We start from the raw sequence: 15,255 nt of genomic DNA on the forward strand, positions 1-15,255 counted from the left end.
GACCATGACAGAAACAATCAAACACCACCTGACCGATACGCTGTTGACAGCCTATGCCGCCGGTAATCTGCCCGAGGCGTTCAACCTGATGGTCGCAACGCATCTGTCGCTCTGCGACAGCTGCCGCGCCCAGGCCGAAGCGCTGGAGGCTGTGGGCGGCTGCCTGCTGGCCGAGTGCGGCACCGAGGCGATGGCCGCCGATGCGCTGGAGGCGACATTTGCCCGCATCAGCACCGGCACTGCCGTACCCGCCAGGCGCCGCAATGCCTGTTCGGTGCTGCCCCAGCCTTTGCGCGACTATGTGGGGGGCGATGTTTCGGCTATCCGCTGGAAACCCGTCGGTATGGGCGTGCGGCAGGCGATCCTGCCGACCAGCAGCGCGGCCTCGGCCCGGCTGCTGTTCATCCCCGCCGGGGCCGCCGTGCCCGACCACGGGCATCGTGGCGTCGAATTGACCATGGTGTTGCAAGGAGCTTTTTCGGACGAGGTGGACCGGTTCACGCGCGGCGATGTCGAGGTCGCTGACGAAGAACTGGAGCATATGCCGGTGGCCGATCCGGGAGAGGATTGCATCTGCCTGGCGGTGACCGACGCGCCGTTGCGGTTCAACAGCTGGATCCCCCGGTTGGTTCAGCCTTTCCTGCGGATCTGACTGTTACTTCACATGTTCGAAAAACCGACTGCGGGTTGGCCGTCATCGCGCTAGTATAGGCGCATGACTTTTGTTTCCTGTAGAGAGGACCGGCACGCCAGCGGCGTGGACGCTTGCGCCACGCCGCAAGCGTTGCGTGACAGTGTGGCGGCGATGCTGTCGCTGGCAACCGACGCCTTTCCCAGACAGGCGGGCCTGCGTTTGGCGCGTCTCGACACGCCGCTGGGCACCATGGTGGCGGGTTGCGATGACAGCCGACTGCACCTGCTGGAATTCGCCGATCGCCGGATCTTGCCGGAGCAGGTTCGCAGGCTTTATCGAGCCTGCGATGGTGATCTGGGCTTTGGTCACCACCCGTTGACGGATCGGCTGGAACGACAACTGTCAGAGTATTTCGAAGGTCGCAGAGACCGATTTGGCCTGCCTCTGGCGCTGCATGGCACCCTGTTCACGCGCGATGTCTGGGCCGCACTGATCACTCTGCCCGCCGGGACAACAATCTCTTACGGACAGCTTGCAAAACGGATGGGCCGCAGTCAGGCGGTGCGCGCCGTGGCGCGGGCAAACGGCGCCAACCAGATCTCCATTGTAATTCCCTGTCATCGGGTTACGGCCACCGATGGCGCGCTGACCGGGTATGGTGGCGGCCTTTGGCGAAAACGCTGGCTGATTGATCACGAGGCAAAATTCTTTCCCATCCAAGGAGCGCAAGCATGAGTCAGGTTTCTATCGCCGAGCGGTTCACCGCACTGCACCGGCCCGGTGCGCCGCTGATCCTGTACAACGCCTGGGACGCCGGCAGCGCCCGTGCAATTGCAAAGGCCGGCGCAAAGGCCATCGCCACGGGCAGCTGGTCGCTTGCGGCGGCACAGGGATATGCGGACGGGCAGGAAATCCCGCTTGAGTTCGCCTTGCAGATTCTGGCCCGGATCGCGGCAGGCGTCGACCTGCCCGTCACTTTCGATTTCGAAACCGGATATTCCCAGACCCGGGTGAATCTGGCGACAAATACCGAACGGGTGATCGCGGCGGGCGCCGTCGGTGTCAATTTCGAAGACCGTCGGATTGGCGGAACCGGCCTGTTGCCTGCCGAGGAACAGGCCGAACGCATCGCAACCCTGCGCCACGCCGCCCAGGCAACCGGTGTGCCGCTCTTCATCAATGCCCGCACCGATGTGTTCTTCCAGGGCAGCAAGCCCTTGGATCATCCCGCGCTGATGGAGGAGGCGCTGGAGCGCGCACACATCTATGCCGCTGCCGGGGCGAACGGGTTGTTCGTCCCCGGGCTGGTGACGCCCGAGTTGATCGGAACGCTCTGCGCCGAGACCCTGCTGCCGGTGAACATCATGCAGACCGGCAAGGCGCCGGACAACGCGACCCTGGCGGGTCTGAGCGTGGCTCGTGTCAGCCACGGCCCAATGCCATGGATCACCGCCATGAACGGCGTGACCGAGGCGGCACAATCGGCGCTGGGGACCGATGGCTAGACCGGCACACCGGGTTGTTGCGGATAGTGGTGCATGTTGAGAAAGGCGGCGCCTTCGGCACCGCTGCGATAGCCATGCGGCAGGTCGGCGGCAAAGCGCAGCCCCTGCCCGGTCCTGAGCGGCACCCAGTCCCCGTCGCGCAGAATCTCCAGCGCGCCATGCAGCACGAACACCTCTTCGGTGACACCGCTGGCATGGGCCGCGGACTCGTAGCTTTGACCGGGGGCCAGTGTCACGTGAAAGGTTTCGGCGCCAAGCATCGGGTCAAAGGGAAAGACGATCTTGACCTTGATGCTGCCGGGAAAGGTCACCGTGCGAAACAGCCGCTCGTCAGCCGGATCGCGCAGCGAGGCTGGGCCGATCAGTGCGCTGAGCGGCAGTTGGAACCCTTTGGCGATCTTCCACAGCGTCGCGATGGTGGGGCTTGATTCGCCGCGCTCGATCTGACCTAGCATCGCCTTGCTAACCCCGGTCAGCTCGGCCGCCTTTGACAGGCTGAGGCCGGTTGCCGCGCGAACCTCGCGCAGTTTGAGGGTGACATCCCCCGATTCCACAGCCGAGTCCATGTATCCGCCCTTCGATTCCACTTGTACGTTATAACGCACATCGGATAGCGTGCGCTATAACATACGCACCTTGTTTTTCAGGGACCGGCAAAAGGGAAACAGCACCATGCCAATGTACCGATCCAGAACCTCGACCCACGGCCGCAACATGGCCGGCGCGCGCGGCCTATGGCGCGCAACCGGCATGACTGACGACGATTTCGGCAAGCCGATCATCGCCATCGTCAACTCGTTCACCCAATTCGTGCCGGGCCATGTGCATCTGAAGGACCTGGGCCAGATGGTCGCGCGCGAGGTCGAGGCGGCGGGCGGCGTCGCCAAGGAGTTCAACACCATCGCGGTGGATGACGGCATCGCGATGGGGCATGACGGCATGCTCTATTCCCTGCCCTCGCGCGAGGTGATTGCCGACAGCGTCGAGTACATGGTCAACGCCCATTGCGCTGATGCGATGGTCTGTATCTCGAACTGCGACAAGATCACCCCCGGCATGCTGATGGCCGCGATGCGCCTGAACATCCCGGCGATCTTTGTGTCCGGCGGGCCGATGGAGGCCGGCAAGATCGACATCGCCGATCTGGACATGAAGAAGATCGACCTAGTGGATGCGATGGTTGCGGCGGCGGATGACAAGTTCACCGACGAGCAGGTCAAACAGATCGAGGAAAACGCCTGTCCGACCTGCGGCTCCTGTTCGGGCATGTTCACCGCCAACTCGATGAACTGCCTCGCCGAAGCACTGGGTCTGGCGCTGCCCGGCAACGGTTCGACGCTGGCCACCCATGCTGACCGCAAGAAACTGTTCCTGGAGGCCGGGCGCAAGATCGTCGACATCACCAAGCGGCATTATGTCGGCGAGGAAAAGGGCTTGCTGCCGCGCGAGGTCGCGACCTTTGAAGCGTTCGAGAATGCCATGAGCCTCGACATCGCCATGGGCGGATCGACCAACACCGTGCTGCACCTGCTGGCGATCGCCTATGAGGGCGAGGTGAACTTCACCATGGACGATATCGACCGGCTGAGCCGCAAGGTGCCCTGCCTGTGCAAGGTCGCGCCCAATATCCACAACGTCCACATGGAGGATGTGCACCGTGCCGGTGGCATCTTCTCGATCCTGGGCGAGCTGAGCCGCGCTGGCCTGCTGCATGGCGACGTGCCGACGGTGCACACCAACTCGATGGCCGAGGCAATTGCAAAATGGGACATCACGGTTGCCAATAACCCCGAGGCCGAAGAGCTGTTCAAGGCCGCGCCGGGCGGGGTGCGGACGACGCAGGCATTCAGCCAGGCGAACCGGTTCAAGGAACTGGATACCGACCGTGAAAAGGGTGTGATCCGCAGCAAGGAGCACGCGTTCAGCCAGGACGGTGGTCTGGCGGTGCTGTTCGGCAATATCGCACTGGACGGTTGCATCGTAAAAACCGCCGGGGTGGATGCGAGCATTCTGAAGTTCACTGGCACCGCGCATGTCTGCGAAAGCCAGGACGCCGCCGTCAGCGATATCCTGACGGGCAAGGTCAAGGAAGGCGACGTGGTGGTGATCCGCTACGAGGGCCCGCGCGGCGGGCCGGGCATGCAGGAGATGCTGTATCCGACGAGCTATCTGAAGTCGAAAGGGCTGGGCAAGGCCTGTGCCCTTCTGACCGACGGGCGGTTCTCGGGCGGCACCTCGGGCCTGTCGATCGGCCATGTCTCGCCCGAGGCCGCCGAAGGCGGAACCATCGGGCTGGTGCGCCAGGGCGACCGGATCGAGATCGACATCCCCAACCGCACCATCCACCTGGCGGTGTCCGACGAGGATCTGGCCGCCCGCCGCGCGGAACAGGACAAGCTGGGTTGGCACCCGGCGCAGCCGCGCAAGCGCAAGGTGTCCACCGCGCTCAAGGCCTATGCCAAACTGGCCACCAGCGCGGCCAAAGGTGCTGTGCGCCAACTTTGAACCGTTGCATGGGGCGGGACGCTCCCGCCCTCGCTACATGTCCCCGGCTGACGCCGGACCCCCTTGCGGGGTTGAGCCGGGCGCCGCGCCAATGGCGCGGCGCCCGACCCAACGGGAGGAGATGTTTCGTCAGAAACGTCGACGACGGGCGGGAGCGCCCCGTTCTCCGGGCTTGCCCGGCTGCTCCGAAGAACTGCAAAGGCACAGGGCAATTGCCGAGGCAAGCCGAGACGGTCAGCCTGCCTGACAGACCAGCGGCTCTCGCCCCATCGCCCCGATCTCGATCCGGTCGGGGATCACCTTGACCACGGCATATTCGGGATCGTCAACGCCGCTGACATAGGCCAGCAGCCCATCGAACCAGAAGGCCTCGCGGTCGCTCTGCGCGGTCGAGATCTCGGCCCGCCCCTCGACCTGAAGCCATTCCTGCGCGGTGAAATCCGCGGCCCCCGCTGTGACGTGAACCCGCGGATCGCGGCGCAGATGCGCGATCTTGCGCGAACTCAGATGGGTGCTGAACCAGATCGACAGGTCAGGCATCATCCGGCCCGCGACAAAACGCACCCAGGGGGCGCCGGTCTCGGTCACCGTGGCCAGCGAGACAAGTTGCAGGCGGGGAGCCAATGCGCGGATACGGGTCTGGATATCAGTCATTCGGGGTTTCTTTAAGGTCAGGGGCAGGTTTCGGGCCCTACTGCGACTCAAAAACATACATTTATGTATTTTACATAGTCACGGCGATGGCGCAGTGTAAATACATAACTGTATGTTCAACAGGGAAGCGCCATGCCGCGCAGCACAAGACTCTCCGCTGAACGCTGGGTCGAGATCGGGTTGGAGACCCTGGCGCAGCAAGGCTATGTGGCCCTGAAGGCCGATCAGCTGTCGCGGGCGCAGGGGATGACGCGCGGCAGTTTCTATTATCACTTCGAAAACGTGGCCGATTTCCATGCCGCCGTGATCGCCCGCTGGAAACATGTGGCGACCAACCGGATCATCGCCGATCTGCAAGGCACGACCGATCCGCGCGCGGCGCTGAAAACCCTGTTTCACACCGCGTTCGGCCAGCCGGAAAGCCTGGAATGGCCGATACGGTTCTGGGCCGAAAGTGAGGCGCTGGCCCGCGACGCGGTCGACGAGATCGACGCCCGGCGCATCGGTTTTCTGACCGATCTTCTCCGCGTGATGGGTCACCCATCCCCGGTGGCCCGCCGCAAGGCGCACCTGATCTATGATTGCTATCTGGGCAGCAGCCTGCGCCACAGGCTGAACCCGACGGAGCTTGAGGGCGTGGTGACCGAACTTCTGACGCTGGCGGAAACGCGTGTCCCGCCCGGCCTGTCCTGACCCCCTCTATTCACCCAGCTTCGCGTGCACTTCGTCCAGGTCGATCTCGTCAATCGGCATCTTGTTGCCCGGGTTCTCGAAATCATACTTGAACAGGTCGAAATCGCGCTTGTAGATTTCATAGACCAGATGTTTCGACAGATCGTCGAAATAGTCTTCGACCGGGTGCAGCCGTTTCGGCCCATGCCCCTCGCTCTCGTTGAAGCGCGGGATCTTGTCGAGCCTGACCTTGTGCGGCGTCTCGATATTGTCGAGCACCTCCTGCATGCCGTCGTTGAACGCCTCGGTCCAGAATATCTTGTCGTAGCGCCCGCCGTTGCAGATGAAGGTCGAGATATGGCCCGACATCGCCGACCAGTGAATGTCCGGGTCCATCGGGCGCCGCCAGCGGATGGTGTCGCGCGCAAACAGCAGAAACCGGCGGAAACTGGCGATCTGGTCGAACTCCTGCTTGCCATCGTCGCCGCCGACCTCGACCCCGTATTTGTAGACCAGCATCGGCACCAGGTTGCCACGGTAGCGTTTGCCGTTGCGCTGAATGCCACAGATCTTGTCGAAGAATGAACTGAGGATACGTGTGTACGGGTTACGCACACAGGTGAAGGCATAGGATTTGTGGGCCTTCACATTGCGCTTGATCGGCCCCTGGCTGGCCTCGAGCGCCCATTTGTGCAGGCCCTGCTGGGCATCATGGATGTCGCCATCGAAGAATGTGCCGTGATCCGAGTAATACATGATCTGCCCGATGGTCGAGCAGGCGCATTTCGGCACCACCCGATAGACCACACTTTCGCTTTCCGTCATCCATGTGCCGGGGAAACCCATCTGCCTTGCCTCCTGTGCCACGTGTCGCCATAATCCGGGAACGGGCGTGTTTGCTCCAAAAAACCAAATTTACTCTGTTTATTCAATCGGTCTTCACCTTTATCAGGGTAAACAACGAGCAGAAACAGGGGTCGATCGTTTCCGATATGGCAAAAATCGCCTACATCCTTTTGTGCCACAAGGACCCTGACGCGATCGTCATGCAGGCCGAGCGCCTGACGGCCGCGGGCGACTACATGTCGATCCATTTCGACGCCCGCGCCAGGCGCGCCGATTATGACCGCATTCGCAGCGCCCTGGCGGACAACCCCAATGTCACCTTTGCCCGCCGCCGCATCAAATGCGGCTGGGGTGAATGGTCGCTGGTGCAGGCCACGCTGAACGCCATCGAGGCGGCGGTGGACGAGTTTCCGCGCGCCACCCATTTCTACATGCTGTCGGGCGACTGCATGGCGATCAAGACCGCCGAATACGCGCACCGCTTTCTGGATGCACACGACCGGGACTATATCGAAAGCTTCGACTATTTCGAAAGTGACTGGATCAAGACCGGCTGGAAGGAAGAGCGGCTGATTTACCGCCACTGGTTCAACGAACGGACGCAGAAGAAACGCTTCTACGCCATGTTCGAAGCTCAGAAACGGCTTGGCCTCACCCGCGAGATTCCATCAGACATCCAGATCATGATCGGCAGCCAGTGGTGGTGCCTGCGTCGCCGCACCATCGAATGGATCCTGGATTTCACCCGCAGCCGCCGCGACGTCATGCGGTTTTTCGCCAGCACCTGGATCCCGGACGAGACATTCTTTCAGACCCTGGTCCGGCACCTGATCCCCGAGTATGAGATCGAGACCCGTACGCTGACCTTCCTGATGTTTTCGGACTATGGAATGCCGGTGACCTTCTACAACGACCATTATGACCTCCTGCTGAGCCAGGATTTCCTGTTCGCCCGCAAGATCAGCCCCGAAGCAAAGGAGCTCAAGGCGCGTCTTGGCCGTCTCTACGCGACCCACAATGTCGATTTCCAGATCTCGAACGAGGGCAGAAACCTGTTCAAGTTCCTGACCGGTCGCGGCCGAATCGGGCGACGGTTCGCCATGCGGTTCTGGGAAACCGAAAGCTCGCTGGGCCGCGAGCGTGAACTGATGATCGTGGTATGCAAGAAATGGCACGTGGCCAAGCGGCTGCTGGAACGGATCCGGCAGGTCATGAACGTGCCGACCATCGAATACCTCTTCAGCGAAGAAAGCGCGCCCCTGCCCGATCTGGGTGGCATTCAGGCGACGCTGGAGAAACGGACCCGGCACCGCCGCGCCCTGATGCGGATGCTGTTTGAGTATTTCGAGACGGATCGTCTTGTCATCTGTCTCGACCCGTCAAATCTGGACCTGATGCACGACTTCTTTTCCGACAGGTCGGTCACCCGGATGCTGGAGATCGAATGCCAGTTCACCGACGATTATCTGATCGGTCATGCCTATCGCGTGGGCCTGGCCGGTGAACGCACGCCCAAGGCAACGCTGGAACGGCTGTTGCCCACGATCCGCAACGAGATGACTTACGAGTCAGACCGGATTCGCGACGCGGGATTTGCGCGCTATGGCCGCATCCACCAGACCTCGACCCCCGAGGACAATGCCGACAAGCTGGCCGAGTTTCTGTCGATCCCCTGGGATCAGGCGCTTCGGATCATGCAGAACGACCACATGTTCGCCGACTGATCCGGCCTTCAACGGATGCCGTTGGCCGCCTGAACCTCCCGGACATAGGCCACGATCATCGTCACATCGCCCCGGCTCAGCCCCTCGACCGGCGGCATGTCGCCAAAGGGCCAGTGATGCGCGCGCACACCCAGAGTGACCGCACGATGGAACGACTCGTCGGCATGGTGCGACGGTTCATAGATCTTGTGGATCAGCGGTGGCGCAATGCCCTGCTGGCCAGCGGCATTGGCACCATGACAGGTTGCGCACTTGGCCTGGAACAGGCGCTCTCCGATCCGGCCGTTCTCGGACAGGCTGTCCGGCACGGTTACGGCCGCCAATGCAGCGCCCGCCGCCGGAGCGGCGGCATCCTCCTGCCCCTGGGGGCGGACCCAAATGGCATAGGCCCCGGCCAGAACGGCCAACACCACAAAGAAAAGTACTGCACGTTTCATCGGTCGCTCCTGTGCCTACGATGTGCCCGGTCTGGGGGTTACAGCAGGGGTAAGGTCAAGCGCGAAAATCTATTTCGACTTCCAGCTGTCGAGCCAACGCCGGAACCGACCGCGGCGTTCCTCGATCGCCTCGCCGGCGGCATAGAGACTGTCTTCGACATCCTCGATCACTGGGTCGATGCGCGCCTCGCGGAACCGGCGCCAGCGCACCCAGATCGCCCAGAACAGCGCCGCCAACAGGGTAAGGACAATTATGTTGAACCAGGGGATCAGGCGCACGTCGGGCCCCTCCACCGGCTTGATCGCCACCGCGTTGGGAAAGATCGACAGAAATTCGTTGCGCCAGCCATAATGGGTCACCGCCACCCATTCGGGTTTGTCCTTGGACGAGATCGCGTCATTCGCCTCGGTATAGAGATTGGCGGTGTCGAACTTGAAGTAGGGCGGCCAGCTCCAGCTGGTATCCTCGTTGCGATAGACACGCGGGCGGCCTTCGGGCGTCACCCCCTGAATGAACTGCACATCGCGGTTGATGATGTTCACTGACTGGTCGTCGGGCCGCGACCAGAAGATTCGGGTCCAGTCGTTCAGCTCCTGCCGTTCCTCATAGGTATTGACGATGCGCACGATGTCGCGCTGCGGCAGGGTATAGTGCAGGAAGGCGGCGACGCTGAGCCAGAACAGCCCGATGATCACCCATTTGACATAGCGCATGGCCAGGTCCTCACTTGAAATTCACGATATAGATCAGCACTGCGATCAATACCCAGGGGACAAAGTACACCCCCAGGATCAGCTTGCGCCGGAACGATCCGTCATAGGCCCTGAGACCGCGTTCGACAAAGGCCTCCTTGTCGCCCGTCTTGCCCTTTTCCTCCCACCAGCGCTTCAGCTTGCCGCGCCGCACCGCCCGGGAATAGAGCGACAGGCCGACATAGGCCACCGTCTGCACCACCAGCAGGACAACGACAAGTCTGAGAAGTCCGATCACCCTATCGCCTCCGTATTGCGCCCCAGGGGCCGACCCGTTCGATCAGGCGTTCATCCGCCTGCGCGGGGCTTTGTGCTCCGCTCATGTCCGGCTCGTGCCCGAACAATGCCGCCCGCGCGCCTGCCTTGTCCACCTGATACTCGCGCGCGAGGAAATCGGCAACAAAGGCCCGTTTGGCCTCGGGCCAGGTCGCATAGAGGCGATAGAACAGCTCCTTGTGACAGATGAAGAGCTGGCGCGCATCCAGCGGCGCCAGTTCCGCCAGCAACATGTTGACCAGGTCGCGGTCGGGCGTATCGGCGGCCCGCAGGCCATAGAAATAGGCCGGATGATCCGCCGAAATACGCGGCCAGTCGCCGCCGTTCTCGGCCCAGCGCGCCAGTTGCGCCAGCCCGTGATACTCATCCGGCAGCCGGTCGGCATGCATCCGCGCCAGCCTCCGCATATCGCCCCGGTCCAGCCCCGCCGGGTTCAGCCCGGCCCCCGCGGCGGTGTCGATGACGATGAAATCCATCTTCTGCCGCAGCACCGCCGCAGCATCCATGCCGCGCGCCCGCACGATGGGTTCGGCCAGCTTGTTGAAATCGAGGAACTTGGCAATCCGGTTGCGTTCGCCGAGGTCCAGCACGTATTTCACCGGCATCTCTTCGCGGGGCTTTTCGCCCACGCAGATCATCGCCGGGTGTTCCACATCGGGGAACAGGTAGAGCCCGCCGAAATGCGCCGTCCAGAAATTGCGCTGCTCATGCGCCTTGTGGCTCAGATGCACGGGGTTGCGGCTGATATCGCCGGTCTGTTTCGAAATCCCGATCATCTCGGCGATCAGCACATCGTCGAACCAGGCGTCGTTTTCGGTCTTGAACCGTTCGATCATGGCGGCCAGCTTGTCCGCGTTCTTCAGCGTGCCGCCGACGGTGTCGGCCTCGATCTCGATCTTGCGCAGGGTGAAAAGATCGGCCGGCGAGCGCAGCTTGAAGACCGAGTTCACCAGCTCTCCCGCCACCGCATCGGTGGCGGTAAGGGCAAACAGCTGCGCCTCGTTCGCCTCGATGAACTCGCGCAGGATCGGGCGCGAGGTCGAGAATTTCACGTTCAACAGCGGCGCGCGCTTCTGCTCGGGCGTCAGCAGGATGAACTGCCGGTTGACCCCGTTGGGGTTGAGGTAGAGCGGATCACCCAGCTCGTCCCCGATCTCGGGCGAATAGCCCGAGATGTCGATGTGGAAATCGGTAAGCGCCGTGGTCTTGCCCGCCAGATGCTGGAGCGCGCGATTATACCGCTCCACCAGCGCCGCGCTGGAGATATGGACAAGATTGCCGAACATCAGGCCGGATTGGATGAGGCGGATCATATTGCCTCTCTTTCCGAAGTGTCTTCTCTGCCGAACGCAGTTGCTGGAACAAGCTTCTCGTGCTTTGGGTCAAGCAATTTTTCCACAGGCAAGTTGTCAAACAGCTCGAACTCGACAACATACTTTATCATCTTCTCCCCTTTTGGATGGAGGCAGTTATAAAACAACAATAGAAGCTCGTGATCCGAAAGCATCGCTCTCAGAAGTTTTCCGTGCCGTTCCTGCGATTGAGGATTCTCGGAGACAGCGCGCAATGAATTATACAGAAACCTAAAATAGTGCCCGAACTCGTGACTATACTTCGTCCAAAATTCTTCGTTTATTCTCTCCAGGTTACTTTGGCTACTCCGCTTTTCGTATAGCTTTACCAAACGCTCATAATAAATCTTAATACAATCTCGACCTTTTGCGGTGACTTGCCCATTTGCGTTTATGATATCAATAGATTCGACGATACTATTCAGTGTTGCTAACAGCTCAAAGAAAGATACTTCAAAACGCTGCGCCAACATGTTTTCGTTAGTCTTTGCGAACTCATCCTTTTGCTCGGATAAAACCCTTCGTTGCTCAGACAATTCCTGACTCTGCAACCAAACAGTCACAATAATCCAAACAAAAGCGAGCGCTCCAGCGAAACCTGCGAGCGTATCTCCAACCTCGTTTGGTCGTGCAGCCAAAAAGATTGAGAACTTTGTTTGGCAGACGCCTTCGCTACTGCAATCAACTTGTGAACCGATCCAAAGCGCAAATAGAAACAAGGTTAGAGTTGCAAGAACACCCCAGAACACCGGATGCAAGCACAGGCGCTTACCCATCCTTCCCCTCCAGATACCGTTTCTTCGCCGCGTCCATCCGGCCCATCTCGCGCACCATGCCGTCGATCGCCACCTCGTCGGACTTGTCGGCATAGCGGAACTCTGAATCCGCATAGCGGTTAATCTCTTGCACCACCATCTCGACCGTGATGGGCTGGCGCAGCTCTTCGATCATCGCCAGCTTGGTGTCATAGTCGCGGAACAGGAAAAGGTCGGGATTTTCCATCCATTCATCGGGCAGTTCGAAATCCATCGCGCGGACCTTGACCGCGTCGGTGATGTTCTTGATCGCGCGACCGGTGAAGCGTTCGTCGGCCTCCTGTATCCCTTTCAGATAGGTCCCCAACTTGGCGATGGTGTCGAGCGGGCCGACCTGCGCCCCCACCCGTTCCCACACCTGCGCCAGCCCGGCCTCGTGCGGGCGGCCATGGGCGGCGAAACTGGCGGCCACCGCGCGCTTGATCTCTTGCGCGGCATAGAGGTCATGCTCGCCCAGCGGGATATCGTGACGCTTGCCCAAGAGCAGGGCCAGGATGTCGATGTAATCCTCGCGCGTCTGCGGCCCGTCGACCAGGAACCGCGCCCCCGCCCGCTGGCGCAGGGCGTCGTCGACATTCTCGGGATAGTTCGAGAACATGCCAAAGGTGCAATTGCCGCGCACCACGGTATTGGCGCCGGCAAAGGCCTCCATGAACACCGCCGTCACCTCCTGCTGGCCCGCGCTCGACTGGCGGTCGCCGCGCTTGCCCGCGATCTGGTCGATATCGTCGATGGTGCCGAACCCGATCACGCCGGGGTCGAGCACGTTCTGGACAAAGGCCTTGGCGTTCTGGCCCGACTTGCCCTGATAGCTGTCGATATTGTCGATGCCAAAGTTCTGATAGCGGAACGGATAGCCCGCGTTGCGGCAGTATTCGTCGATCAACCCCGCCATCATCTGGATCAGCGTTGTCTTGCCGGTGCCTGGCTTGCCATCGCCCATGAAGGTGAAGATGAAGCCGCCGAGTTCCGCAAACGGGTTCAGGCGGCGCTCGAAATCATAGGCCATCAGCATTTTCGACAGCTTCATGGCCTGGTATTTGGCGATATGGTTGCCGACCACCTCGTTCGGTTTCTTGAACGTCATGGTCAGCTTGGTCGAGCGCGCCTTGGCCGCGGGGGTAAAGCCTCGCAGGGTCAGGTCATCGGCCTCGACATGCCAAGCGGCACCGGTGAAGGGGGCCAGATGTCCGGCGCCTTGTGCGCGCGCGGCGGCCTTGGCCATCAGCTGTTCGGCAAAACCGGCGGTAGCGGCGATCAGCTGCGCGTCGTCGCCCGCGAACTGCTCCAGCTTCTGGTCCAGATCCCATAGCGCGCCGTGGATCGCCAGTTGCGCGTTGTCGGTCAGAAACTCCTCGACCTCGCCCACCTCGACCGAGGTTGCGCCCAGATGCGGCGACAACAGATAGGCCAGCGAGTTTCCGAACACATGGGAGACTACCAGCGCCTCGGCGGTCAGCAATTCGGTGAACTCGCCCTTGCGCGCCGCAGGCAGGTCGCCCGCCAGATTGGCGCGTTTCAGATCGCCCAGCGGCGTGCGCTCGCCATAGCCCTCTCCCATGGCCAATGCGATCGCCAGCGCCCGGCGGATCGCCTGCGCCACGGTGGCCTGTAGCGGCGAGACCAGCGTGTCGCCGTCATCCGCCGCCTCGATCCGCTCGCGCAGATGCACCCCGTCGGGCCGGGCGGTGCGCCGCGTCACCAGACCGGGCGTGGTCGAACGGAACCGCCGCGCTGCAGGGATGCCGGGCGAGCGCTCCTCCGCCCTGGCGGGCGTCCTCGCCTGCGCCACGCGCGGCGCATGATCGAACCCGTCCAGCAGCGCGGTGGCCGCCGGGTAATGCGCGCGGATCGCCTCTTCGCGCAGTTCCATCTGGTCGGATGTCAGGCTCATGTCGCAGTGCCCCTGTCTTCACTTTGCTCAAAATACTCCCGCCGGAGGCTTGGCCCGGCAGGGCCAATCAATATCGCAGAACCTGCCCACCCTCGCTCACCACGAATTTACGCACATCGGCAAAACCCGGCGGATTGCGTTCGGCCAGAACCTGGAACGGTCGCTGCGGCAGGATGATCGACCGGCTGGTGCGCGTGGCCCCGGTCTCGGCCCCCTGCCCGCCAAACGGGTCGAGGGCAAAGACCTCGCGCTCGACCGTGCCGAACCAGCCCGCGCGTTCCTCACGTACGTCCTCGCTTTCCAGCTCCTCGCTGGTCCAGGCGAGCGCCCAGTCCTGCCCGGCAGGGGCCTGCGCGTCCTCCAGCACCGCACGCAGCGGGCCGGTTTGTTCGGTATAGGCCGAGGAATACATCGGCCCCACGTGGATGCGGCGCAGATGTTTCGGGTGCAGATCGTCGAAATCCTCGTCAAACCCCTTGGCGATGGTCAACAGCTTCAACCCGGCCAGCGACTGCGCCATCAGATGCGCCTGTACCTCGGGCCAGCGGCGGCTGTCCTTGGGCAGGGCCTGTTTGCCGGTATCCTCCAGCCGCATCAGATAGATCACCGGCAGGTTGATCTGGCTGTCATAGACGGCCCAATGCAGCAGGAACCGCCGCCGCTCGCCCTCGGTCGAAATCCAGTGGCATTCGGGGTCGTTGCGCACCCAGAACAGCTGCCCCCGTGCCAGTTCCTCGTAATAGAGCCGCTGCGACAGGGCGAATTGCAGCTTGGTCGGGATCTCGCGACTGCCCAGGATGGTCTGGACCATCTCGTCCTTCAGCGCCGCCTCTGACGGCATGTTGGCCAGATGGCTGGCCGCCTGCTGGGCGTCGTTGGCCATGGTCATCAGTTCGGCCGCCACCGGAAAGCCGCTATCGCGCTTGTCCATGTTGAGCGAGCCAAAGAACCGCCCCGTGTCGCGCCCGACCAGCAGGTATTTCATGCTGAGCGCGCGAAAGGTGAACAGCAACCCCGAGATATAGCGCGAGACGATGCGCACCTCATCGCGGCTGATCACGCCTTCGGCCTCCATGTTGGCGGCCACCCGGAGCAGATGGGTGGCAATCGTCTCGAACTTGCGGAAGTACCGGCGCGAGGCGAATGTATCGGTCAGGCCGACGTGATCGTGGGCGGGATCGGCCAAGG

16 protein-coding genes are annotated in these 15,255 nt (G+C 61.9%); 6 read left to right on the forward strand and 10 right to left on the reverse strand.

From position 1 onward, the window contains the following. Positions 1 to 4 precede the first annotated feature (4 nt). The 3 genes from OE747_RS03065 to OE747_RS03075 all read left to right on the forward strand — a co-directional run bounded on the left by OE747_RS03065 (position 5) and on the right by OE747_RS03075 (position 2,139). Positions 5 to 652, forward strand: a complete 648-nt coding sequence (locus tag OE747_RS03065) for a ChrR family anti-sigma-E factor (protein WP_263827135.1) — start codon at positions 5 to 7, stop codon at positions 650 to 652. Positions 653 to 715: 63 nt separating this feature from the next. Next, positions 716 to 1,369, forward strand: a complete 654-nt coding sequence (locus tag OE747_RS03070; RefSeq protein WP_263827136.1) for a methylated-DNA--[protein]-cysteine S-methyltransferase — start codon at positions 716 to 718, stop codon at positions 1,367 to 1,369. Further along, entirely contained in the window at positions 1,366 to 2,139 is a 774-nt protein-coding gene (locus OE747_RS03075) for an isocitrate lyase/PEP mutase family protein (RefSeq protein ID WP_263827137.1), read from the forward strand. The genes OE747_RS03070 and OE747_RS03075 overlap by 4 nt, the downstream gene beginning before the upstream one ends. Here OE747_RS03075 and OE747_RS03080 read toward each other — a convergent pair. After that, positions 2,136 to 2,705, reverse strand: coding sequence for a helix-turn-helix domain-containing protein (locus OE747_RS03080; protein ID WP_263827138.1), 570 nt, complete (start codon positions 2,703 to 2,705; stop codon positions 2,136 to 2,138). The genes OE747_RS03075 and OE747_RS03080 overlap by 4 nt on opposite strands. 106 nt (positions 2,706 to 2,811) lie before the next feature. Between OE747_RS03080 and ilvD the strand changes: the two genes are divergently transcribed. Then, positions 2,812 to 4,644, forward strand: a complete 1,833-nt coding sequence (gene ilvD / locus OE747_RS03085) for a dihydroxy-acid dehydratase (RefSeq protein ID WP_263827139.1) — start codon at positions 2,812 to 2,814, stop codon at positions 4,642 to 4,644. Positions 4,645 to 4,878: 234 nt separating this feature from the next. On the opposite strand, the gene OE747_RS03090 is transcribed toward ilvD, so the two are convergent. After that, positions 4,879 to 5,298 (reverse strand): pyridoxamine 5'-phosphate oxidase family protein, encoded by a 420-nt coding sequence (locus tag OE747_RS03090; protein WP_263827140.1) that lies wholly within the window; start codon positions 5,296 to 5,298, stop codon positions 4,879 to 4,881. A gap of 132 nt (positions 5,299 to 5,430) precedes the next feature. Here OE747_RS03090 and OE747_RS03095 point away from each other — a divergent pair, with 132 nt between their 5' ends. Beyond that, on the forward strand, positions 5,431 to 5,991 hold the full coding sequence (locus OE747_RS03095) for a TetR/AcrR family transcriptional regulator (RefSeq protein ID WP_263827141.1): 561 nt from the start codon (positions 5,431 to 5,433) through the stop codon (positions 5,989 to 5,991). A 6-nt stretch (positions 5,992 to 5,997) separates the two neighbouring features. On the opposite strand, the gene OE747_RS03100 is transcribed toward OE747_RS03095, so the two are convergent. Continuing rightward, a complete protein-coding gene (locus tag OE747_RS03100; RefSeq protein ID WP_263827142.1) occupies positions 5,998 to 6,816 on the reverse strand; it encodes a sulfotransferase family protein in 819 nt (272 codons plus the stop codon). A 146-nt stretch (positions 6,817 to 6,962) separates the two neighbouring features. Here OE747_RS03100 and OE747_RS03105 point away from each other — a divergent pair, with 146 nt between their 5' ends. Next, on the forward strand, positions 6,963 to 8,540 hold the full coding sequence (locus OE747_RS03105; protein WP_263827143.1) for a beta-1,6-N-acetylglucosaminyltransferase: 1,578 nt from the start codon (positions 6,963 to 6,965) through the stop codon (positions 8,538 to 8,540). A gap of 8 nt (positions 8,541 to 8,548) precedes the next feature. On the opposite strand, the gene OE747_RS03110 is transcribed toward OE747_RS03105, so the two are convergent. The 7 genes from OE747_RS03110 to OE747_RS03140 all read right to left on the reverse strand — a co-directional run bounded on the left by OE747_RS03110 (position 8,549) and on the right by OE747_RS03140 (position 15,253). Next, on the reverse strand, positions 8,549 to 8,977 hold the full coding sequence (locus OE747_RS03110; protein ID WP_263827144.1) for a c-type cytochrome: 429 nt from the start codon (positions 8,975 to 8,977) through the stop codon (positions 8,549 to 8,551). A gap of 69 nt (positions 8,978 to 9,046) precedes the next feature. After that, positions 9,047 to 9,691, reverse strand: coding sequence for a DUF1523 family protein (locus tag OE747_RS03115; RefSeq protein WP_263827145.1), 645 nt, complete (start codon positions 9,689 to 9,691; stop codon positions 9,047 to 9,049). Positions 9,692 to 9,701: 10 nt separating this feature from the next. Beyond that, positions 9,702 to 9,968 carry a hypothetical protein gene (locus tag OE747_RS03120; RefSeq protein ID WP_263827146.1) on the reverse strand — a complete coding sequence of 89 codons (267 nt, stop codon included), beginning with the start codon at positions 9,966 to 9,968 and terminating at the stop codon, positions 9,702 to 9,704. Position 9,969: 1 nt separating this feature from the next. Further along, the gene (locus OE747_RS03125; protein WP_263827147.1) at positions 9,970 to 11,319 is read right to left on the reverse strand and encodes a DUF6638 family protein; all 1,350 of its coding nucleotides are present in this window, start codon (positions 11,317 to 11,319) and stop codon (positions 9,970 to 9,972) included. Beyond that, positions 11,316 to 12,134 carry a putative phage abortive infection protein gene (locus tag OE747_RS03130; protein WP_263827148.1) on the reverse strand — a complete coding sequence of 273 codons (819 nt, stop codon included), beginning with the start codon at positions 12,132 to 12,134 and terminating at the stop codon, positions 11,316 to 11,318. Before OE747_RS03130 ends, OE747_RS03125 begins: the two co-directional genes overlap by 4 nt. After that, a complete protein-coding gene (locus tag OE747_RS03135; protein ID WP_263827149.1) occupies positions 12,127 to 14,067 on the reverse strand; it encodes an AAA family ATPase in 1,941 nt (646 codons plus the stop codon). Before OE747_RS03135 ends, OE747_RS03130 begins: the two co-directional genes overlap by 8 nt. Positions 14,068 to 14,134: 67 nt before the next feature. After that, positions 14,135 to 15,253, reverse strand: a complete 1,119-nt coding sequence (locus OE747_RS03140) for a hypothetical protein (protein ID WP_263827150.1) — start codon at positions 15,251 to 15,253, stop codon at positions 14,135 to 14,137. Between the last annotated feature and the right edge of the window lie 2 nt (positions 15,254 to 15,255).

Source organism: Ruegeria aquimaris (assembly GCF_025751555.1).
Classification (GTDB): Bacteria; Pseudomonadota; Alphaproteobacteria; order Rhodobacterales; family Rhodobacteraceae; genus Ruegeria_B; species Ruegeria_B aquimaris.